The following is a 20,960-nucleotide window of genomic DNA, read 5'->3' as shown; positions in this document are numbered from 1 at the left end:
CTGTAATGTTGCCGGCCCTAAGCCGGTGGTTGCCCAGTGGCCATAAACAGGCTTATCCTTTAACTAATTTATTACCAACTCGTTAACTTACTAAATCATGACCCGTGCGTCGCTGCTGCACATCTTGGATCACGTGAGCGAGATTTCGGAAGCCGAAATCCGTGAGCTGGAGCAGTTGGCGGCCGCCTTCCCCTATTGCCAAACGGCGCATGTGTTGCTGGCCAAGGCCGCCCACGACCGTGGAAGCATGCTGGCCAGCCAACGTCTGCGCCGGGCAGCCACTTATGCCGCTGATCGTCAGTTGCTTCGGCAGCTTATCGAGCGGCCGGCACCAGTTTTGGAAGCTGCTTCTTCAACGGAGCATTCCTTAACTGAACCTTATGGCTATCAAGCAGTTGAACAACAAGTTGCTTTTCAGGACGCCCTTGTAAGCTCTGAAACTTCGCTTCCGGAAGAATTAGTTGTGTCCGAGGAATACCCTGAAGCCATTGTTCAGGAAGAGTCAACCGAGAGCCGTCAGGAAGAATATGCAGACTCGGTTACCGAAGCTCTTGAGTCAGAGGCCTCTACCGTAGTGGATCAGCCAGAAGCCGATACCTTTTCGGCTGAAATACCAGCCTTGGATTTGGGCACAGAAAACGCTGATCAAGAGGCTGTAATAGCAGAGGAATCCGCTGCACCTTCTGAGTATACTTCGCCTGAAGAATCACATGAACAGGCACGGGAGGAAACGCTTGCCAGCTCTCAGGACCCAATAGCTTTCTTGGAAGAGGCAGCTACTCAGGGCGCGTTGCCGAATACAGACACTGCCGAACCAGCGGTAGCGACTGCTATCGAGCCGGTCACCTCGGAATCTTCGGCTTCGGATGGAATTTTTCCAGCGGAGGAAGTTTCGGCCCCACTTTTAGAGTCTAATAAGGGAAAGGAAACAGATGAAGAAGAAATTACAAGTACTATAACTCCTTCATTACCTGACACTTACAATATAACCAAATCAAAAACGGATGATGTATTGCTTCCCGTCGCGCCACCTATTCGGCCGCCAGTGGAAGTTGGAACATCACGCTTCGAATTCGGATTAGGCGGGGTGACACGGTCTAGTGAGCCCGCATACGAGCTTCCTGCACTGGAGGAAACGGTAGAGACCACCCCAAAAACGGATTACGATTTCCGTTCTGACTTAGACCTGGGGTATGCGCTGGGTTTGGGCAGCCGGATGGGCTCTTGCCTTCAATTGCGCGACGAACTCACACAAGACCTGCCAACTGAAGATTTTTTCCCACCAGATGCGGTATTGGCGGCGCATGGTCAGGCTCACCGCCCAATTGCCCTTCCGCCCCCTTCCACGCTGGAATTGATCAATCAATTTCTGCGCAATAAGCCCCGGCTGAAGTCGGCGGCCAAGCTTCCCGCGCCTACCGACGAACAGGCCGATCTTTCGGTACGAAGCACGGCGTCCATACCGGAGATAGCTTCCGAGAGCTTAGCCAAAATCATGGTAAAGCAGGGGAAAATTGCTAAAGCCATTGAAATATATGAACGGCTGATGGTGCGCCAGCCGGAAAAAAAGGCGTACTTTGCCGACCAAATTCAACAACTGAAACCTTCGGAGTAGATGTATATTGCCCTCATCATTCTCATTCTTTTTGTATGCTTGCTGCTGGCTTTGGTCGTGCTGGCTCAGAATCCCAAAGGCGGCGGCATTTCCAGCCAATTTGGTGCTGGCGGCGCAGCTAACCTAATGGGTGTCAAGCGTACCGGCGATTTGCTCGAACGCTTGACCTGGGGCTTCGCTATCGGCTTGGTTATTCTGTCGCTTGGCACACACATGCTCAACGGCACTACTGAGGCGGGTCCGGTTCGCAGCATCAATCAGCAAAAGGCGATGGAAACGCGTTTGCCTAACAACACCAGCACGGCACCTCTGCCGGGTGCGCCTGCTCAGCCTCGCGCTGCCACCCCTGCTGCTCCCACTCAGCAGCCAGCAGCTACTCCTGCGAAATAAACGCGCGTCGCGTTAATTCATAGTAAATCCAGTGGTTCCGAAAGGGGCCACTGGTTTTTTTTTACGCTTACTTTTACCCTGCCGGGCACACTGAAACTGTCAGGGTCTGCCACGTTTGACAGGTCAGCGGTGAAAAGCTGGCCGGGAAGCGTCCGGAATGGCGTCCATTCTGTCAGGTTTAGCGGGCTGGCACGAGAAGTGCCCAACGCCGTGCACGGTATACACCCATACATCCTTTTCAACCAAAACGAATACTATGTCACTTAGCATGAAACCACTGGCTGACCGCGTCATCATCGCGCCGGCTGCTGCCGAGGAAAAGACCAAATCGGGTATCATCATCCCCGACACGGCCAAAGAAAAGCCCCAGCGTGGCGAAGTTGTAGCCGTAGGCGAAGGCAAGGTGGCCGACAACGGCACCACCATCCAGCCGCAGGTGAAAGTGGGCGACCAGGTGCTTTATGGCAAATATGCTGGCACCGAAATCACGGTGGATGGCCAAGATTACCTCATCATGCGTGAGTCGGACATTTTTGCTGTCCTATAAGCTTCCTTTCCCTCTGATCTGATCTAACCCTTTGAAATAAGATGTCTAAAAACATTCAATTCGATACCGACGGCCGCGACAAACTGAAGCGCGGTGTAGACAAATTGGCTAACGCCGTGAAAGTTACCCTCGGTCCAAAAGGCCGTAACGTGGTCATTGACAAGAAGTTCGGCGCACCAACCATCACCAAGGACGGTGTAACGGTAGCTAAAGAAATTGAGCTGAAGGACGCCATCGAAAATATGGGTGCTCAGCTGGTGAAGGAAGTGGCTTCCAAAACGGCTGACCAAGCTGGTGATGGTACCACGACTGCAACTGTGTTGGCCCAGGCCATCTATACGGCTGGTTCGAAGAACGTAGCCGCCGGTGCCAACCCCATGGACCTGAAGCGCGGTATTGACAAAGCAGTACACGCTGTAGTTCAGAATCTGAAGCAACAGTCGAAAAAGATTGAAAACTCTTCGGAGATCGCCCAGGTAGGCGCTATTTCGGCCAACAACGACATGGAAATCGGTCAGATGATCGCGGACGCCATGGACAAAGTGGGCAAAGAAGGCGTCATCACGGTAGAAGAAGCGCGTGGTACTGAGACCGAAGTAAAAACGGTGGAAGGTATGCAGTTCGACCGCGGCTACCTCTCTCCTTACTTCGTAACTAACCCGGAGAAGATGGAAGTAGAGCTCGACTCGCCCTACGTCCTGATCTACGACAAGAAAGTGAGCACCATGAAAGAGCTGCTGCCCGTATTGGAGCAAGTAGTTCAGACGGGCAAGCCGCTGGTGATTGTTTCAGAAGACGTTGACGGTGAGGCACTTGCCACTTTGGTAGTAAACAAGCTGCGCGGCTCTTTGAAAATTGCAGCGGTGAAAGCTCCTGGCTTCGGCGACCGTCGCAAGGCGATGCTGGAAGACATTGCAGTCTTGACAGGTGGTACCGTGATCTCGGAAGAGCGCGGCTACAAGCTCGACAGCGCTACGATTGATTACCTCGGCCAAGCTGAGAAAATCATCATCGACAAAGACAACACTACGATTGTGAACGGCAAAGGCGATAAGCCGGCCATCACGTCTCGCATAAACGAAATCAAAGCCCAGATCGGTACTACCACTTCCGACTACGACAAGGAGAAGCTGCAAGAGCGCCTTGCCAAGTTGTCGGGTGGTGTAGCTATCCTTTACATCGGTGCTTCTACGGAAGTGGAGATGAAAGAGAAGAAAGACCGCGTTGACGATGCGCTGCACGCTACGCGCGCTGCCGTTGAAGAAGGCGTAGTTCCCGGTGGCGGTGTTGCCTTGGTTCGGGCCATTGAGTCGCTGGCAGCAGTTGATACCCTGAACGGTGACGAACGCACTGGCGTGAACATCATCCGCACGGCGCTCGAAGCTCCTTTGCGCTGCATCGTCGGCAACGCCGGTGGCGAAGGCTCGGTAGTGGTGCAGAAAGTTCGCGAAGGCAAAGGTGACTACGGTTACAATGCCCGCGAAGACCGTTACGAAAACCTGATGGCGGCCGGTATCCTCGACCCCACTAAAGTAACGCGTCTGGCCCTCGAAAATGCGGCTTCGATCGCCGGTCTGCTCCTCACTACGGAGTGCGTGATCTCGGACGAGCCTGAAGAAGAGAAAGCTGGTGCTGGCGGCGGTGCTGGTGGCATGGGCGGCATGGGTGGCATGGGCGGCATGATGTAAGCCTTTGTTTCACAACGCTTTACAAAAAGGCCCCGAAACTTTCGTTTCGGGGCCTTTTTACGTCCGGTGCTTTCGTGGTATGGTACCGGCTTGCGTGGCTTGCCAAAGGCTGCCAGGCACCGGTAGAATGGCAACCAAAAGCCCCGCCGGCAATTGCCAGCGGGGCTTTTGGTTGCCAAGCTAAGGTAAGGCTAGACAGCCGGAGCGAGATTACGAGCATCCATCATCTTCGCCAGCTTGCTGCTGATTAAAAACAACAGTATCGCCGCAACCGCCGCCGAAACCACGAACACCAAGAAGAAATCGTAAAGGTTAGTGATGTGGAAACCCAATAGCACTGGTGCAGGGGCTGTCGATTTGGGATCGGGATACAGACTGCTCATATAACCAGCTAGGTAGTTGGCGGCCGCGTTGGCCAGAAACCATACGGCCATCAACAAAGAGCTGAATTTCAGCGGGGCCAGCTTGTTGACCAAAGAAAGGCCAATAGGCGACAAGCACAGCTCACCGGCCGAATGGAGGAAGTAGAGAGCCACCAAAAAGAACATGCTCACCTTCACCCCGGGCATGAGGTTGTGCACGCCAAAACACATGACAAGATAGCCAGCAGCCAGCAAAGCCAGGCCCATTGCCATTTTGACCGGCGATGCAGGTTCGGCTTTACGACGGCCCAGTGCCGTCCAGACCATGGCCATAAGGGGTGCCCCAGCTACTACGAAGATGGCATTAAGGTTCTGGAAAATACTGGCCGGCAACTCATAGCCGAAAATGGTGCGGTTCATCTGCTCATCGGCGAAGAACGTGAGCGAAGCAGGCGCCTGCTCGAAAGCGGCCCAAAAAAACACCACAAAAAACGACACAATGAAAATTACCAGTACGCGCTGTACATCCGCCCCAGTCAACGACTTATCGGTGAAAATCATGAACGCAATACCGACCACAGCCAAGCCCAGCAACGGAGCAATGGTGGGGAATTTTGCCGAATCCAGCCACAAAGTACCCAGCACCAAAGCCAGCAAGACCGGTAGCAAAGCAAAGATGCCTTTTACGCCGCCAGAGTGCACGGGCGTTTCGCCCACCTGCTCGCCTTCAGGCGTATGGAGATATTTGCCTTTGCCCCAGTTGAAAACCAACGTACCTAGCACCATGGCAATGCCACAGGCCAGAAAGGCCCAGCGAAACAGCTCCGGATGGCCATCTTTGTCGCCGATGAGACTCGTAATGGTATTGCCCAGAAACGAGCCCAGGTTGATACCCATATAGAAGATGGTATAGGCAGCATCTTTGCGGGTGTCGGCAGGCGAGTAAAGCGATCCCACCATCGACGAGATATTGGGTTTAAAAAAGCCGTTGCCCACTATCATGGTGCCCAAACCAAGGTAGAGTAACCAATGGCTTAGCTCGTGCGTGCTAGCCGGGCCGTAATTGCTGGCGGACGCAAACAACGTAAACTGCCCAAGTGCCATTAACAAGCCACCCGTCAGGATGGAGCGGCGGTTGCCCCAGTAACGATCTGATATATAACCACCTATGAGTGGCGTAAGATAAACCAAGCTGGTGTAGCCGCCATAGAATTTGGAGGCAAAAGCCTTGTCCATCATCATGGCCTTGGTCAGGAACAGCACCAGAACGGCGCGCATGCCGTAGTAGCTGAACCGCTCCCACATTTCGGTGGCAAAGAGCAAGTATAAGCCCTTCGGATGGCCGGTTGACGCGGCAGGCGGCGCCTGTTCGCGAACGGCGGATGCAGTTTGCATGTAAGGTGATTGAAAGTGGTTAAATTAGAGAAGGGTATCCGACAGCTGTCGGATGGGTCTTGGTAAAGCTACAAAACTTTCCTAATTGATGCGGTTTCGCCCAAACCCGCTCAGAAAAAGGCTTAAATATTTAGCGAATTTTCGCTATTTTTCGATGTCCGCTAACCGAAACCCAAACCAGCGTCGGTTTTTTATCTATTTTTGTCTCGAAATCCCCCATTTTTCCCACCCACCCTCTAACTCGTTTTCGGCCCATGCTCAACTCTGCCGCCAACGCCCTCGATCGCCTCAAGCCGCTTGGTTTTGTCCAAGCCGCCCACGTCAACTTGAACCTTACTCCCGCCGAATTGGTCGAAGCCGCGTTGCAGCGCGGCGAAGGCACCCTGACGGATACGGGCGCGCTGATGTGCGATACCGGACAGTTTACGGGCCGCTCGCCCAAAGACCGGTTTGTAGTGCAGGATGCCCATACCCAAGACAGCGTTTGGTGGGGCGATATCAACATCCCTTTTGCCCCCGACCAATTCGATCGGTTGCAGGAGAAGATGATTAACTATCTATCCGACAAGGAGATATACGTGCGCGAGGCCTTTGCCGGTGCTCATCCGGATTATCAGCTAAAGCTGCGCATTGTTAATGAGCAAGCCTGGCATAACTTGTTCTGTTACAACATGTTCCTGCGGCCCACCGAAGGCGAAGACACGAGCTGGACACCCGACTTCTCGATCATTTGCGCGCCTGGTTTCGAAGCCGACCCGGCCGTGGACGGCACTCGCCAGAAGAATTTTGCCATCCTCAACTTCACCAAGAAGATGATCCTGATTGGCGGCACGGGCTACGCTGGCGAGATGAAAAAAGGCATTTTTGGGGTACTCAATTATTTGCTGCCCCACGAGCACAATACCCTGCCCATGCACTGTTCGGCCAACGTGGGCCCCGCAGGCGATGCAGCCATTTTCTTTGGCTTGTCGGGAACGGGCAAAACCACCCTGTCGGCGGACCCACACCGCGGCCTCATCGGCGATGACGAGCACGGTTGGACACCCGACGCCGGTATTTTTAACTTTGAAGGCGGCTGTTATGCCAAGGTGATTGATTTGAGCCGCGAGAAGGAGCCTCAGATCTGGGATGCAATCCGGTTTGGGTCGATTGTGGAGAATACGCGCTTCGTGCCCGGCACCCATACGGTGGACTACGCCAACAAATCCGTTACGGAAAATACGCGGGCGGCCTACCCTATTCATTTCATTGACAACGCCATTGAGCCATCGGTAGCAGGATCGCCGAAGAATATTTTCTTCCTCACAGCCGATGCCTTTGGGGTGCTGCCTCCCATCAGCAAGCTCGACAAGAGCCATGCCATGTACCACTTCATGTCGGGATACACGGCCAAGGTAGCGGGCACCGAAATGGGCATCACCGAGCCCCAAACAACGTTTTCGGCGTGCTTTGGAGCCGTGTTCCTGCCCTTGCACCCTACCAAATACGCCGAGATGCTGGGCCAGAAAATGGACGAACATCCCGACGTGAATGTATGGCTGGTAAACACCGGCTGGACCGGCGGCAGCTACGGCGTGGGCTCGCGCATGAAACTGACTTACACCCGCGCCATGATTACGGCTGCGCTCAACGGCGAGCTCGATGAAGTGACGTTCCTCAAACACCCGATTTTCGGGGTGGAAGTACCGACGGCTGTTCCCAATGTACCGGCCGAAATTCTGGACCCGCGCAACACCTGGACCGACAAGGAAGCCTACGACAAAACGGCTGCGGCCCTGGCTGAGAAGTTTGTAAACAACTTCCAGAAGTACGCCGATTTTGCCAGCGAAGAAATCCTGGCTGGCGCGCCCAAAACGGCAGAGCTTACTGTGTAATCCTTTGATTATTAAACATATATAAAAATGCCTCCTAGAAATCTAGGAGGCATTTTTGTAGTAGCCTATTCTGGTTTGGCGGGTTGCCCTAAGCTTCCACAGTCTGTTGTGGAAGCGGTATCCGTTGTGCATTGGCTGCCAGCCACGCGTCGAAGGTTTGTAGCTCAGGATTTAACTCGCGGGAAAACCGAACATCCCGCGCGGCTACAAATTGCTCTTCAAAATCGCGGTTGGCTTGGAACATGTTGCCCAAATCTTCCGCGCCGGGAAAGCCGAAGCTCCGGTACATATCTGGTGTAACCTCGTTATACTCAACCTTCTGCCCTATGGCTTTGCTCAAACTGTCAGCCATTTGCTGGCAGGTGAGCTGCTCGCCGGCAATGCCAACGGTCTTCCCGATAAGTTCGGCCCCCTTCTTGAAAATGCCATATGCGCATTTGCCAATGTCTTCGGCGGCGATGCCCGATAGGCGTTTGTCGCCCATGGGAAAAGTGATGGCCAGTTTCCCATCGGCGCCCTTTTGCGGCCCCATGGCGAAGTAAATAAAGTTATCCCAATAGAAAGAGGTCAGCAGGAAAGTAGTGGGCACGCCCAGATCGGCAAAGTAGTGATTAGCAGCACCTTTGGCATCGGTATGCGGCACTTTGTACTTGCCCATGAGCGTAGGCATGCGCGTATCGCTCAGCGGCATCCACTCCCGTGTGTCCTCCAGGGTCGACCAAATGACATGTTGCACCTTAGCATCTTTGGCAGCCTGGGCCATGTTGTGCGCTTCGGCATCTTCTTTTTCCGGTGAAAAATGCTCCCAAAAAAACGTCACGCAGAAGGCTCCGTACGCCCCGTCTAAGGCCTGGCGTAAGCTCTGCGGATCATCAATGTTGGCCGCCACTACCTCGGCACCCAAACGAGCCAGCTCCTGGGCTTTTTCGGAGTTAGGATTGCGGGTGATAGCCCGCGCCGTAAACTCGCCCATAGGATCGTTAAGAATGGCGCGGACGAGTCCGCCGCCCTGCGCACCAGTAGCGCCGAAGACAGCAATTGTTTTTTTGTTAGCCATGGGTTTTCCTGCGCAGCAAAGCGCTGTTAGTAAATGAGTAACGGAATCACTTACTAAAGATAAACCGCACTGATTGGTGCTGTCAATCGCCAAATCATGTGATATTGGCAGCTACATACCCACGCCAAAGTACCCCATTGACAACTGCCAGCGGACCGCTTTTGCAGTGTTGTATACCAGTAGAAATTAGCGGCCGGGAGACTTGTGGCCGTTGCGGAGTTTCGGCTTACTTGGCTACGTAGCCCGCTCCCATCAGCCGATCAAGGCCCTATTCTTCGGCCCTTATCCCTAGACTTGCTACTTTACTCTCGCCTGCACCCGACCTTTGCCAGTATGCCCACTTTCTACGCTCCTGACCTTTCCAGCACCACTTCGTCCTACACCCTGCCCGAAGACGAAAGCAAACACGCCGTGCGGGTTCTGCGCCTGCACGCGGGCGATCCCGTAGAGCTCGTTGACGGCCGGGGCGGCTTATACCAGGCGCAGGTGACTTCTGCCGAAGCCAAACGCTGTCAACTGCGCATCACCCACTACGAAGCCGTTGTGCGCCGTGCCTACAGCGTACACGTAGCCGTAGCGCCTACCAAAAACCTCGACCGCATGGAATGGCTGGTGGAAAAGGCCACCGAAATCGGCGTCGACCGGCTTAGCTTTTTGCGTTGTGCTCGCTCCGAGCGCCGCGATCTAAAGCTGGATCGGCTGGAAAAAATTGCTGTAAGTGCGCTCAAGCAATCGGGTCAGGCCTGGCTCCCACAATTAGATGAACTGATTGATTATGAGCTATTTATAAATACTGCCACCCCTGACACCACGTACATTGCGCATTTGGATGAAGGCGAACGCGTAAGCTTGTCTCACTTGGCAAGCACCGGTCCGGCGTGTTGTATCCTGATCGGGCCGGAAGGCGACTTTACACCGGCCGAAATTGCGTTGGCCCGCCAGCGCGGCATCCGCCCCGTAACCCTTGGAAGCACCCGCCTGCGCACCGAAACGGCCGCCCTTGCGGCGGTACACACCGTACACATCGCGCACGAACTTTCTCAGGGCTGATCTGCGTATCTTTATGTATCAGGCCGTTTGGGCGGTCTGGACAATTTTCTTTCGAACCTTTCTACCGATGAAATTCTTTGCCTCGCTTGTTTGTGTGGTTGCCTTGCTGCTCACGGCGGCGGCCCCGGCGCCTAGCTTTCGCATTGCCAAGCTGCACTACGGCGGGGGCGGCGACTGGTACGCCAACAAAACCTCGCTGCCGAATTTGATTCAGTTTTGCAACCGCACGCTCAAAACCAACATTGCTCCCGACGAGGCCACCGTCGAGCTGGATTCGCCGGAGCTCTTCACTTATCCCTTCCTGCACATGACCGGCCACGGCAACGTTGCTTTTACCGAAGCCGAAGCCAAGAATCTGCGCCGCTACCTCATTGGCGGCGGTTTTTTGCACATCGATGACAACTACGGCCTCGATAAATTTATTCGGCCCGAAATGAAGAAGGTATTTCCGGAACTGGAGTTTGTCGAGCTGCCCTTTTCACATCCTATCTACCATCAGAAGTTCAACTTCCCGAAAGGGCTCCCCAAAATCCATGAGCACGACGGCAAGCGCCCGCAGGGTTTCGGTCTGCTCTACAAGGGCCGGCTGGTATGCTTCTACACCTACGAATGCGACTTAGGCAACGGCTGGGAAGACGTAGGCACCTACCAAGACCCGCCGGAAAAGCACGACGAAGCGTTGCGAATGGGGGCCAACTTGGTCACTTACGCCCTGACCCAGGATTAGTCTCAGATTGGATTTTGACTAACAAAAAGCCCTGCTTACGTACGTAAGCAGGGCTTTTTGTTAGTCAAACTTGGGCTTGAGCACTTCGCTCAATATAAAGGCGGTTCGTAAATCCGTTGGATTTCGCAGGAGATCCCGGACGTTGGGCCGGCTGTCCTGACGAGCTCGCTCTTCGTGGCGGGCCAGTTGCTGCGCTGCCCGCTGTGGGTCGGGCGTAGAGCCCGCACGTGGCAACGACGACGCGCGCCGCATCGTCGGGGTTGTGGGCTCTAACGATTTGTTCGTGGCCGGTGCTTCTAACGACTTCGGGCGGACATCGGTGCGCTCGAGACTGCGGGCTGCGGGCGCCGTACCGTGCGCCACTGTACGTCCGCCCGGCGTATGGGTAGGCACATGCGGCGCAGCGGGTTGGCTCGCCTGGTTTTGGGCCTGCATCTGCTTAAGCAACTCCTGAAACGACGTACTGGGCAGCGGCGGCACCTGACCAGCAGGCCGCGGGGGCCGTTGGCGGCTTTCCTGGGCGGCGGTTTCTTGCGCTTTTTTCACCATCCGCCACACAAAGGCAATCAGCCCCAGAAGGATAAACAGCAGCGTTTGAAGCTTTTCCATAGTGGATGATGCTCAAGGTACTTATACATAATCACTTTACTATCAAGCATTTATGCAAAAGTAAGTTTTTAAACTATTAGGCTAGCGTACGCCCTTTTCAGGGAAGCGGCCCTGCTTGGTGCGGTAAAAGGCTTTAATTTTTTCCAGATCGGCTTCGTAATCGCCCGTTGGGTAAACGGCGGGGCCGACGCCGGCTTCTTTGTTTTTGTAGTCCAGAAAACCAAGCAAAATGGGTACGTGTGCCCCTTCGGCCGCAAAATAGAACCCCTTTTTCCAGCGGGGCTGGTAGCTGCGCGTGCCTTCGGGCGTAATCAGAATCACGAGTTCCTCGCGTTCGTTAAACAGCTTCACCATGCCATCGACCAGGCTGTTGTTTTTGCTTCTATCGACGGGCAACGCGCCCAAAGACCGCACCAGCCACCCGACAAAAAAGTTGTCGACCCACTCTTTTTTCACCGTAAAACGCACCGGCACGCCCATCAGAAAGAAGGCGCCCCGCGCATACAGGATGTCCCAGTTGCTGGTGTGCGGTGCGGCAATCATGATGGCTTTGGTGATGCCGGGCGGCACTACCGAAGCCAACCGCCAGCCCGTAATCCAGAACCAGAATTTTGAAAACAGGTACCAGAATGTAGGAGTAGAAGGTGGTTTTGGCATATTAAGGAGAGGTCAGCTGCCGGATGAGAAAGCGCAGCCAGAGGCTAAAACTAGAAAAATTTGCCGCCGAGCCCTAGAAGTCGGTTCACTTGGCCAGCAATTGTTGCAAGGCATCGGCTTGACTGAGCGTATACCGATAGCCAATATCAAACATTTCGGCGGTGTGGCGCAGGTCCAGGATGCGGTAGTGCCGCAGCTCGGGCGGTTCCAGCACAAAGTGGCACTGCGCCAACCGCGGGATCACGTTCATGCTGATGGCCAAGTAAGCCGTGCGCTCGCTTATCTCGCGGATGGTCGTCAGGGGTGCTTCCTGTGATTTGGGATTGCAGTGTACGCCCACCACCACCAGCTCGTCGCGCCCCAGCAGTGGCTCAACCGGCAAGTTGTTCATCACGCCCCCGTCAACCAGCAGGCGTCCTTCGTACTCGACGGGCCGGCACAATATCGGCACGGCCGACGAGCCCAATAGCGGTCGGATAATAGGGCCTTGGTCGTAATAAACCGGTTCGCCCGCCCCGAGGTCAGCAGCTACCAGCGTCAGCGGGATGGAAAGCTCGGCAAACGTCCGCTCGGCGCCCAAGTAATGCGCGTATAGCTTCTGCACTACTTCCAGATGCACCAAACCCAACCGAAAGGCCGGCCGGAACAGGCGCACAAACCGGGTGTCGGTAATGAGGCGAAAAATCTCGCGCGGTGGAAACCCGGCGGCGTAAAACGTGCCGACGATAGCGCCCGAACTAACGCCCGAGATCCGCCCAATGGGCAGCTGTAGTTCGTCAAGGGCCTGTAACACACCCAAATGCGCGATTCCGCGTGCCGCCCCTCCCGAAAATGCCAGCCCTAGTTGTCGCACTATTAGTCAGGGGTTATAACTCGGCCAGACGGAAGGTTTCGGCGAGGCGCACCCCTTTTTCGGTGTGCTGCACGGTACAGCACTCCACCGTAGGGTCATGCTCCAACATCAGCACCCAATTTTCATCGGCCGCTCGGCGCAGAACCGCTTCTTTTTCCGACAGCGTTACCAACGGGCGCATATCGTAAGCCATTACATACGGCAAGGGCACATGCCCCGTGCTCGGCAACAGATCAGCCATAAAAGCCACCGTACGGCCTTTGTATTCCATCAGGGGCACCATCATTTTCTCGGTGTGCCCATCGGCAAATATGATTTCCTTAAACTGCGGAAGCACACTTGGCATAGCACTCTGATTGTCAATAAATTGCAAATGGCCACTTTCCTGAATCGGCAGGATATTTTCTTTCAGAAAGCTGGCCTTTTCGCGCGCATTGGGTTGCACGGCCCACTGCCAGTGCGCCGCATTAGACCAGTATGTGGCATTTGGAAAGGCTAGTTGCAACTTGCCATCAAGGGTCCGGGTTACGGAGCCGCCGCAGTGGTCGAAATGCAGGTGCGTCAGGAAAACGTCGGTGATGTCGGAGGCCGTAAAGCCCAGCTTTCGCAGCGATTTTTCTAAAGAGTTATCCCCGTGCAAATAAAAGTACCCGCGAAATTTCTCGTCTTGCTTATCGCCTATCCCATTGTCAATCAGCACCAACCGATTGCCATCCTCCACAAGCAGGCACCGCATGGCCCACGTACACATGTTGTTCTCGTCGGCGGGGTTGAGCTTCTGCCACAGCGATTTCGGAACCACGCCAAACATGGCCCCGCCATCTAGTTTAAACAAGCCCGTATCAATGGTATGAAGAGTCATGCTTATAAATGAAGAATGAGCAGCGCAGAAGTAGCCAGGCTGACTTCCCTCTTCGCTGCTCATTTTAAGGAGAATTTAGCTATTCTACTACGACACCCATTGCCGAGAACTTATCAATACGCTGACTGATACGTTCTTCAGCCGGCAGTGCATCAAGCTCGTCCAGGGTTTTGATCAGCGTCTTTTTAAGCACGTCGATCATCTTGTTGGGGGCCGTGTGGGCCCCGCCCAACGGCTCCTTCACGATGCCATCCACGAGTTTGGCCTGCATCATATCGGAGGCGGTAAGCTTTAGCGCCTCGGCTGCTTGTTCCTTATAATCCCATGAGCGCCACAGAATGCTGGAGCAAGATTCAGGCGAAATCACTGAGTACCAAGTATTTTCTAACATCAGTACCCGGTCGCCGATCGCAATGCCCAAGGCCCCACCCGATGCGCCCTCGCCAATGACAACGCAGATGACGGGTACTTTCAGCAAAAACATTTCTTTCAGGTTGCGGGCAATGGCCTCGCCTTGGCCCCGCTCCTCCGCTTCCAGGCCCGGAAAAGCGCCGGGTGTATCGATAAGGGTGATGATGGGCTTGTTGAATTTTTCGGCCAGCTTCATAAGGCGCAACGCCTTGCGATAGCCTTCAGGGTTAGGCATGCCGAAGTTGCGAAACTGCCGCTGTTTGGTATTACGCCCCTTCTGCTGCCCGATAAACATGACGGAACGGCCATCCAGGTCGGCAAAACCGCCAACCATGGCTTTGTCGTCGCGCACCGTGCGGTCGCCGTGCAGTTCCACAAATTTGGTACTCATGCCCTCGATGTAGTCGAGGGTATATGGCCGGTCGGGATGGCGTGAGAGTTGTACCCGTTGCCAGCGGGTGAGGTTGGCATAAGTTTCTTTCTTGAGAGCCTTGATCTTGGCTTCAAGCGCGGCCACGGCTTCCGATACATCAACCTGGCTATCGTGGGCCAGCTGTTGCATTTCGCGGAGTTTGCCTTCGAGGGCAGCGATGGGTTGTTCGAAATCGAGGAGCATTGCCAATGGAAAACGCGGTCAGTTGCCTGATTTGGGTGGAATGATGGCTGTACTATCAGAGGAAAGCAAAGGTAAGCGAAACGACTCCACTGATGGTGCACTCGACAGCGGAATGAGTATTTCAAAAATCAATGTCTCTGAAATACAGCTACAACCGCGGAAAACGCCGTTTTTTTACGAAATATTTTCACTCAAGTGTTGTGCAGTCTCAAACCTCCTTCTACCTTTGCAGCACTTTAACGGAGAAACAAACGGTTCTCAAACGCTAAAGTAAACGGTTCGGTAGTTCAGTCGGTTAGAATGCCGCCCTGTCACGGCGGAGGTCGCGGGTTCGAGTCCCGTCCGGACCGCAGCAATGCAAAAAAGCCCCTCAGGATTCCCTGAGGGGCTTTTTTGTTTCTGATATTTCTTACTGGCTTATAAAGTCAGTTGTGTAAATAGGCAGATGGGGCGCATAACCAGCGGCATTTCAGTTAGCTCGGCGCTTGCCTTATTTCGCGCTTTCTTCTAACCCATTCTTTACCGAATTTCGTATACAACGCAGCAGCGGGAGGTGAACTGCCGAGTTCATTAGCACTCGGTAGAAGTGATGAAAGACCCGCATGCTTTGGAAAGCCTCACCCCCTTCGGATGAGGCTTTTTAATTTTTACTTAGTAGCCATCCAAGACGGGTTTCTGAAGAGGACTAAAAAGTAGCTACTGTAGCCCATAACCAACAAGGTGCCGTTTAAGCCACACCTTGCTGACGTACTGACATCTACTTATTTATCAAGGGATTGCAACCAAGGCAGGGCGTCGCCCATCATGGGTCCGATACTACTTTGGTGCGTACCGCCCGGAATGGGGAAAAAGGCAACGTTGGTGGCGCCAGCGGCCTGAAAGCGTGCGAAGGTGGTAACCGAGGTTTGGAAGAAAACGCTTTCGTCGTTTGTGCCGTGGTAGAGGCGCGTGGGGCTTTTCGGCACCCAATTCAGGAAACTATTCTGCTCCAACTGTTTTTTCAACACGGGTTCGCCGCTGGGGTTGCTCAAGTTTGCGTAGAACGTGGGCGTAAACAACGCCGCAGGACTGGTAGTGAGTTCGGCGTTGATCTGCTCCCGATCCTTGGTGCCATCGAGTAGCGCGGGCACCTTGGCCGCGTATGGAGCCTGAAAGAAGTCGGTCAGGGGGCGGTTCCAGCTATAAGTAGTGTTATAGCCTTGCAGAATCAGGGCCAGAAAAGCGGGGTTGGCATACGTAGGTACCGTCGCAATTCCAGTCAGCATGCCCGGCAGGTCGTAGCCACCGGCTCCTTCGGCGGCAGCCGTGAGGGTGAGTTTATGTTGGGGCACGGTTTCAATGGCTTGTTGGGCGGCCATGGTCACGTAGCCACCTTCTGAGTAGCCCACCAAAAACAAATTTTTGTTGAGCGCCACCTTTTGTAGCTGCAGGAAATACTGCGCCGACTTTATCATATCAACCACGGTGGACGCCGACGTCTCCTTGTCATAGAACGCTTGAACTACGTTCTGAGAAGCGCCCAACCCAATGTAATCGGGAATCACGGTGACGAAGCCCGCGCTGGCAAACAACTCAAAGCCGCTGAAGGTGGCCGGGAAGTTGGAAGGCGCGTCGGCTTGGCGGAACATGGTGCCGTGCTGGGCACTGAGCAAGGCAGGCGGCGCGGGGGTGTTCAATGGAATACCCAGTAAACCAGACACTTGAATAAACCGGCCCTGGTAAGTAGTTTTATATAGGAATTTATAGAACGTCACGTCGTACTTGAGTTGGGGCGCGAAAGCCCCATAGCCGGCGTTGGCCGCTAAGGCTTGTAGCTGAACCTTCGGAACGGTACCGACCAAGTTGGCAGAAACAAACAGGTCTTTGCCAGTGGGCAGCATCGGCCCCGGCTGCGGATCTTCCCGATCGGGGTGCAGGAATTGGCAGCTATCCAGCGAGGCAACCAACAAAATCAGCAACAGCCAACGAAAGGGTCTTAGGTTATTTTGCATAGTTTCCAGAGGGTGAGAATGGGAAATGGCAGCAATTTTTCAGGAGCCGGAGAAATCAGTCTATTGTTAAGTATTTAATAATCAACAATTTATAACTAAGAAGAAAAGTCATTCTTAGCTGCTTGCGGTCGCAGGATATTGGGCTTCGCTAGCGGGCTAAGGCGGAATGGTCGGCAAACCCAGCCGCCGAAGGTTGTATAGAGTCGGGGTAACCTGCATAGGGCAAAGTTTTCCAGCACCGAACCATCTGTAAAGCGACAAAAGCCGCTTTCTTCTACCCTAGAGAAAGCAGCTTTCTTGCTCACACAAGTACTTGCCCCACTGAGGGTTGCGCCTGCGTCGTTAGGAACAAGATAAGATCTACATTCGTTAATTCCTATACTTGCCGCGCCCGGATTTGCGTTTGCTACGCAGCGCTAGAAAACGTCCTTAAGCGCTTGCTCAGCCGCGTGGTAACCGCACATGCCATGCACGCCCCCGCCGGGAGGCGTCGAGGAAGAACACAGATACAGGCCTTGGCTCGATGTGCGGTAGGGCGAAAGCCGTAGCACGGGCCGGGTAAAAAGCTGCCCCGGATTGTTCATGCCGCCACTGATGTCGCCGCCTATGTAATTGGGGTTGTGGGCTTCCATGGCAGCCGTATCGAAGGTATGGCGGGCCAGAATCAGGTCGCGGAAGCCGGGCGCAAATCGCTCTACCTGCCGCTCGATGATGCCCGTCATATCCACCCGCGAGCCGTTGGGAACGTGGCAGTAGGCCCAGGCCGTGTGCTTGCCGGCCGGAGCACGGGTCGCGTCGAACAGGCTTTGCTGCGCCAACAGCACGTAAGGCCGCTCGGGGTGCCGGCCTTGGCTAATCTGGTGCTCGGAAGCCGCGATTTCCTCCAAGGTATTGCCTAAATGCACCGTACCCGCCTGCCGGCAAGCGGCCGCAGCCCACGGAATGGGCCCATCCAAAGCCCAATCGATCTTGAATACGCCCATTCCGTACTTGTAACGCGCTAATTGCCAGCGGTACAGACTCGAAAGCTGCGAGCCCGCTATCTGCAGCAACTGACGGGGCGTAACGTCGAGCAGCACAGCACGAGCCGACGGCAGCTCGCGAAGCGAGCGCACGGGCCGGTCGGTTTGTATCTGGCCGCCTAACGATCGGAAATAAGCTCCCAAGGCCTGCGCAATGGCTTGCGAGCCGCCGCGCGGAATTGGCCAGCCGTGCCGGTGCCCGACGGCCATCAATACCAACGCTATGGCCGAGGTAAAGGGCTTGGTTAAGGGTTGGATGGCGTGCGCGGCCATGCCGGCCCACAGGCCCCGCAATTCGGGCGTCTGAAAGCGCTTGGCTAGCAACGTAGCTGGTTGGAGCGCATCGAGGCCGAAGCGCGCCAGGGCTACCGGGTGCTTCGGCAAGCGCAACGGTCCCAAAATATTGGGCACAATGCCCGGCCAGTCGCGCAGCAACGGATCGAACACGCGATGATACACCGCCGCATCGGCGCCAAACTGCTCGGCGGTGTCGTTGAGGGAGGCAGAAAGGAAAGCCGCGGTTCCGTTGTCGAAAGGGTGCGCGGCCGGCAACGGCGGCTGGATAAACTCGAGCCCGTATTCGGCCAGCGGCAACGTCTGGAAATAAGGCGAAGCCAGGGCCATGGGATGAACAGCCGAACACACGTCGTGCACAAACCCTGGCAACGTAAGCTCAGCCGAACGCGAGCCTCCCCCGATCGTCTCTTTGGCTTCCAGCAACAGCACGCCAAGCCCTGCTTGCTGCAAACGAATAGCTGCCGCCAGCCCGTTCGGGCCCGCTCCTACCACTACCGCGTCAAAATCTTTCTTGGCCAAACTGTTCTTCGCTTACGAGTTGCTATTGCTACCTGATTCGGGCCCTTATCGCACGCCCACCACCTTCAAAACGAGGCAGGCAAATAACGAGGAATTAAATTACAAATACTTGATAATCAAATGATTACAAACACATCTCTTTCCTTCGGCGAAAAGCCGTTTACTTACCTAACTTGATAATTCGGCTTTGGGTTGCCGACAAAATACAGGGAGAAGATCCGGAGCACTCCGAATGCAAACAGGTTCGCTTATCTTGTCAATCCCTTTCCTTATTGACCATGCTCCTACCTACCCTCGACGAGTTTCGCCAAGTTCTGGAATCGCACACCGATGAGCGGGTGCAGGCCGACTACTTTGCCGACTTGATGCCGCCCCTCCTGACCGCCTTTGAGGCCGTCATGCCGCACAAACCGCAATCGGTTAAGCTGGTGGCCCCGCCGTGGAGCGAACCGGCGCTGGCTTTCGAAGCCGCGTGGGCCGACACCCGCTCTTTGGTGGTTGCCGCACGCCGACGCCCCCAAGAAGGCGCACCCGTACGGATGACCTTGCGCCGCGCCGGACAATTGGTGCAAGCCGGCGGCTTCGAATACAACCAGGTAGCGCTGGCCGTCGGGCTCTGCCTCGAACACCGCTAGAAGCAAAAAGCCCGGCTCCCCGGCCCAGACGCGAGCGTTTGGGCCGGGGAGCCGGGCTTTTTAAGCGCATTGCGCTTAAATAATAGTGCTCAGCCCGAGCTCGATATTATTTTTATGCAGTTGACAATCAGCGATATCCAGCACGCCGTACGCAATGAAGCTCCCCACCTGCTCGGTGGTATAGGGCGCCGTAGCGTTAAGTTCGGGGGTTAGCACGCGCTTATCCAGGGCGTTGTTTACTGCCGCTTTTACCGAGTCGGCTTCTTCCTGTAACCCAAAGTGCTCCAGCAACATAGCCGCCGACAGAATAGTCGCGATGGGATTGGCAATGCCTTTGCCCTTGGCCTGCGGATACGACCCGTGAATTGGCTCGAACAGTGCCACCTCATCGCCAACCGATGCCGAGGGCAACAAGCCCAAGGAGCCGGCAATCACAGAAGCTTCGTCGGAAATGATGTCGCCGAACATGTTTTCGGTTAGGATCACGTCGAACTGCTTCGGATTCAGGATGATCTGCATGGCCGCATTGTCGACAAACAGATAATCCACCTCTACGCTATCGTACTGACTTGCAATCTCTTGCACCACTTCGCGCCACAAGCGCGAGGTTTCCAGCACGTTGGCCTTATCCACGAGCGTCAGTTTACGACGGCGGTTTTCGGCAGCCTGAAACGCGCGGTGCGCAATCCGCACGATTTCTTCGCGGCTATAGGTACAATTATCATAGGCCGAGCCATCGGGGTTACGGCCCTTCTCCCCGAAATACACACCGCCTGTCAACTCCCTGAAAATGAGCATGTCCGCACCCTGAATGCGCTCTTTTTTGAGCGGCGAGTGCTCCAGCAACCGATCGTAAGCCGTAACCGGACGGATGTTGGCGTACAGCCCCAGCGACTTGCGCAGGCGCAGCAGTCCTTGCTCGGGGCGCACTTTGGCGGTCGGGTCGTTGTCGTACTTGGGGTCGCCGATGGCGCCGAGCAGCACAGCATTAGCTTGGCGGCAAGCGGCAAGCGTTTTGGCGGGCAGCGGGTCGCCGGTTGCGTCGATGGCGCAGGCGCCCATGAGCTGATGATCGAAGATAAACTCGTGGCCAAAGCGTTCAGCCACAGCCTTTAGCACGCGCACAGCTTCGGAGCACACTTCGGGCCCAATGCCGTCGCCGGACAGCACCACAATTCGTTTTCTTAATACGTCCATGGTCGGTGTTGTTCGTAGGCTTCGATGGCGGCCTTTTGGCTCACCAGGTAATCAATGTCGTCGTACCCGTTGATCAGGCACTCTTTTTTGTAAGGGTCAAGTTCAAAACCGATGCTTTCCTCCCAAACGGGCACCGTAAGCGTCTGCGAAGGCAAATCGACGACGAACTGCGTCTGCGGGTCCTGCTCCACTTGCTTGAACAGCCGTTGCAGCACTTCATCCGACACTTGCAGCGGCAACAGGCCCGTATTCAGGGCGTTTCCGCGAAAAATATCAGCAAAGTAGCTCGATATAACTACTTTAAAACCAGCATCATACAAAGCCCAAGCAGCGTGCTCGCGGCTAGAGCCGCACCCAAAGTTTTTGCCGGCCAGCAAGATCTGGCCTTGGTAGCGCGCGTCGTTTAGCACGAAGCTCTCCTTGGGCTGACCATCGGCAGCATAGCGCCAGTCGGCAAACAGGTTCTGGCCGAAGCCTTCGCGGGTCGTGGCTTTGAGAAACCGAGCCGGGATAATCTGGTCGGTATCAACGTTTTCGATGGGCAACGGGACAGCACCCGAGCGGAGCGTTTGAAACTTTTCCATGC

General features: G+C 55.0%; 19 protein-coding genes and 1 tRNA gene. 9 read left to right on the top strand and 11 right to left on the bottom strand.

What is annotated here, in order from left to right; genetic code table 11:
• Positions 1–97: 97 nt before the first annotated feature.
• The 4 genes from H9I52_RS08855 to groL all read left to right on the top strand — a co-directional run bounded on the left by H9I52_RS08855 (position 98) and on the right by groL (position 4,240).
• On the top strand, positions 98–1,615 hold the full coding sequence (locus tag H9I52_RS08855; protein ID WP_187453563.1) for a hypothetical protein: 1,518 nt from the start codon (positions 98–100) through the stop codon (positions 1,613–1,615).
• Positions 1,616–2,005, top strand: a complete 390-nt coding sequence (gene secG, locus H9I52_RS08850) for a preprotein translocase subunit SecG (RefSeq protein ID WP_187453562.1) — start codon at positions 1,616–1,618, stop codon at positions 2,003–2,005. It begins immediately after the preceding gene.
• A 256-nt stretch (positions 2,006–2,261) separates the two neighbouring features.
• The gene (gene groES, locus H9I52_RS08845) at positions 2,262–2,552 is read left to right on the top strand and encodes a co-chaperone GroES (RefSeq protein WP_139517014.1); all 291 of its coding nucleotides are present in this window, start codon (positions 2,262–2,264) and stop codon (positions 2,550–2,552) included.
• A 41-nt stretch (positions 2,553–2,593) separates the two neighbouring features.
• A complete protein-coding gene (gene groL / locus H9I52_RS08840; RefSeq protein WP_139517013.1) occupies positions 2,594–4,240 on the top strand; it encodes a chaperonin GroEL in 1,647 nt (548 codons plus the stop codon).
• A gap of 191 nt (positions 4,241–4,431) precedes the next feature.
• Here the strand turns inward: groL and H9I52_RS08835 are convergent, their stop codons facing one another.
• Complete coding sequence (locus H9I52_RS08835) at positions 4,432–5,997, bottom strand: peptide MFS transporter (protein ID WP_187453561.1); 1,566 nt, start codon at positions 5,995–5,997, stop codon at positions 4,432–4,434.
• Between the two features lie 254 nt (positions 5,998–6,251).
• On the opposite strand from H9I52_RS08835, the gene pckA reads away from it, so the two are divergent.
• On the top strand, positions 6,252–7,871 hold the full coding sequence (gene pckA / locus H9I52_RS08830; RefSeq protein ID WP_187453560.1) for a phosphoenolpyruvate carboxykinase (ATP): 1,620 nt from the start codon (positions 6,252–6,254) through the stop codon (positions 7,869–7,871).
• Between the two features lie 88 nt (positions 7,872–7,959).
• Here the strand turns inward: pckA and H9I52_RS08825 are convergent, their stop codons facing one another.
• On the bottom strand, positions 7,960–8,928 hold the full coding sequence (locus tag H9I52_RS08825) for an NmrA/HSCARG family protein (RefSeq protein ID WP_187453559.1): 969 nt from the start codon (positions 8,926–8,928) through the stop codon (positions 7,960–7,962).
• Positions 8,929–9,261: 333 nt separating this feature from the next.
• On the opposite strand from H9I52_RS08825, the gene H9I52_RS08820 reads away from it, so the two are divergent.
• Together H9I52_RS08820 and H9I52_RS08815 are read left to right on the top strand one after the other, a co-directional pair.
• On the top strand, positions 9,262–9,978 hold the full coding sequence (locus H9I52_RS08820; protein ID WP_187453558.1) for a 16S rRNA (uracil(1498)-N(3))-methyltransferase: 717 nt from the start codon (positions 9,262–9,264) through the stop codon (positions 9,976–9,978).
• Between the two features lie 67 nt (positions 9,979–10,045).
• On the top strand, positions 10,046–10,705 hold the full coding sequence (locus H9I52_RS08815; RefSeq protein WP_187453557.1) for a DUF4159 domain-containing protein: 660 nt from the start codon (positions 10,046–10,048) through the stop codon (positions 10,703–10,705).
• 60 nt (positions 10,706–10,765) lie between these two features.
• On the opposite strand, the gene H9I52_RS08810 is transcribed toward H9I52_RS08815, so the two are convergent.
• From H9I52_RS08810 to H9I52_RS08790, 5 genes are all read right to left on the bottom strand, one after another.
• On the bottom strand, positions 10,766–11,314 hold the full coding sequence (locus H9I52_RS08810; protein WP_187453556.1) for a hypothetical protein: 549 nt from the start codon (positions 11,312–11,314) through the stop codon (positions 10,766–10,768).
• 81 nt (positions 11,315–11,395) lie between these two features.
• Entirely contained in the window at positions 11,396–11,971 is a 576-nt protein-coding gene (locus H9I52_RS08805; protein ID WP_139517006.1) for a 1-acyl-sn-glycerol-3-phosphate acyltransferase, read from the bottom strand.
• 85 nt (positions 11,972–12,056) lie between these two features.
• Positions 12,057–12,824 (bottom strand): patatin-like phospholipase family protein, encoded by a 768-nt coding sequence (locus H9I52_RS08800; protein WP_230471184.1) that lies wholly within the window; start codon positions 12,822–12,824, stop codon positions 12,057–12,059.
• A gap of 13 nt (positions 12,825–12,837) precedes the next feature.
• Positions 12,838–13,686, bottom strand: a complete 849-nt coding sequence (locus tag H9I52_RS08795) for an MBL fold metallo-hydrolase (RefSeq protein ID WP_187453555.1) — start codon at positions 13,684–13,686, stop codon at positions 12,838–12,840.
• 79 nt (positions 13,687–13,765) lie between these two features.
• Complete coding sequence (locus H9I52_RS08790) at positions 13,766–14,713, bottom strand: acetyl-CoA carboxylase carboxyltransferase subunit alpha (RefSeq protein ID WP_174805803.1); 948 nt, start codon at positions 14,711–14,713, stop codon at positions 13,766–13,768.
• Positions 14,714–14,989: 276 nt separating this feature from the next.
• Here H9I52_RS08790 and H9I52_RS08785 point away from each other — a divergent pair.
• Positions 14,990–15,063 (top strand) — tRNA-Asp (locus H9I52_RS08785).
• Between the two features lie 411 nt (positions 15,064–15,474).
• Here H9I52_RS08785 and H9I52_RS08780 read toward each other — a convergent pair.
• Positions 15,475–16,704 (bottom strand): alpha/beta hydrolase family protein, encoded by a 1,230-nt coding sequence (locus H9I52_RS08780; protein WP_187453554.1) that lies wholly within the window; start codon positions 16,702–16,704, stop codon positions 15,475–15,477.
• Positions 16,705–17,120: 416 nt separating this feature from the next.
• On the bottom strand, positions 17,121–18,542 hold the full coding sequence (locus H9I52_RS08775; RefSeq protein WP_187453553.1) for a phytoene desaturase family protein: 1,422 nt from the start codon (positions 18,540–18,542) through the stop codon (positions 17,121–17,123).
• Positions 18,543–18,820: 278 nt separating this feature from the next.
• On the opposite strand from H9I52_RS08775, the gene H9I52_RS08770 reads away from it, so the two are divergent.
• The gene (locus tag H9I52_RS08770) at positions 18,821–19,177 is read left to right on the top strand and encodes a hypothetical protein (RefSeq protein ID WP_187453552.1); all 357 of its coding nucleotides are present in this window, start codon (positions 18,821–18,823) and stop codon (positions 19,175–19,177) included.
• A gap of 75 nt (positions 19,178–19,252) precedes the next feature.
• Here the strand turns inward: H9I52_RS08770 and leuB are convergent, their stop codons facing one another.
• Positions 19,253–20,374: a 3-isopropylmalate dehydrogenase gene (leuB, locus tag H9I52_RS08765; protein WP_187453551.1), complete on the bottom strand. Its 1,122-nt coding sequence runs from the start codon at positions 20,372–20,374 to the stop codon at positions 19,253–19,255.
• Positions 20,362–20,958: a 3-isopropylmalate dehydratase small subunit gene (gene leuD, locus H9I52_RS08760; RefSeq protein ID WP_187453550.1), complete on the bottom strand. Its 597-nt coding sequence runs from the start codon at positions 20,956–20,958 to the stop codon at positions 20,362–20,364. The genes leuB and leuD overlap by 13 nt, the downstream gene beginning before the upstream one ends.
• Positions 20,959–20,960: the final 2 nt, after the last annotated feature.

The organism is Hymenobacter sp. BT491 (assembly GCF_014349165.1).
GTDB lineage: Bacteria > Bacteroidota > Bacteroidia > Cytophagales > Hymenobacteraceae > Hymenobacter > Hymenobacter jejuensis.
This window is presented reverse-complemented; position numbering and strand designations above follow the sequence as displayed.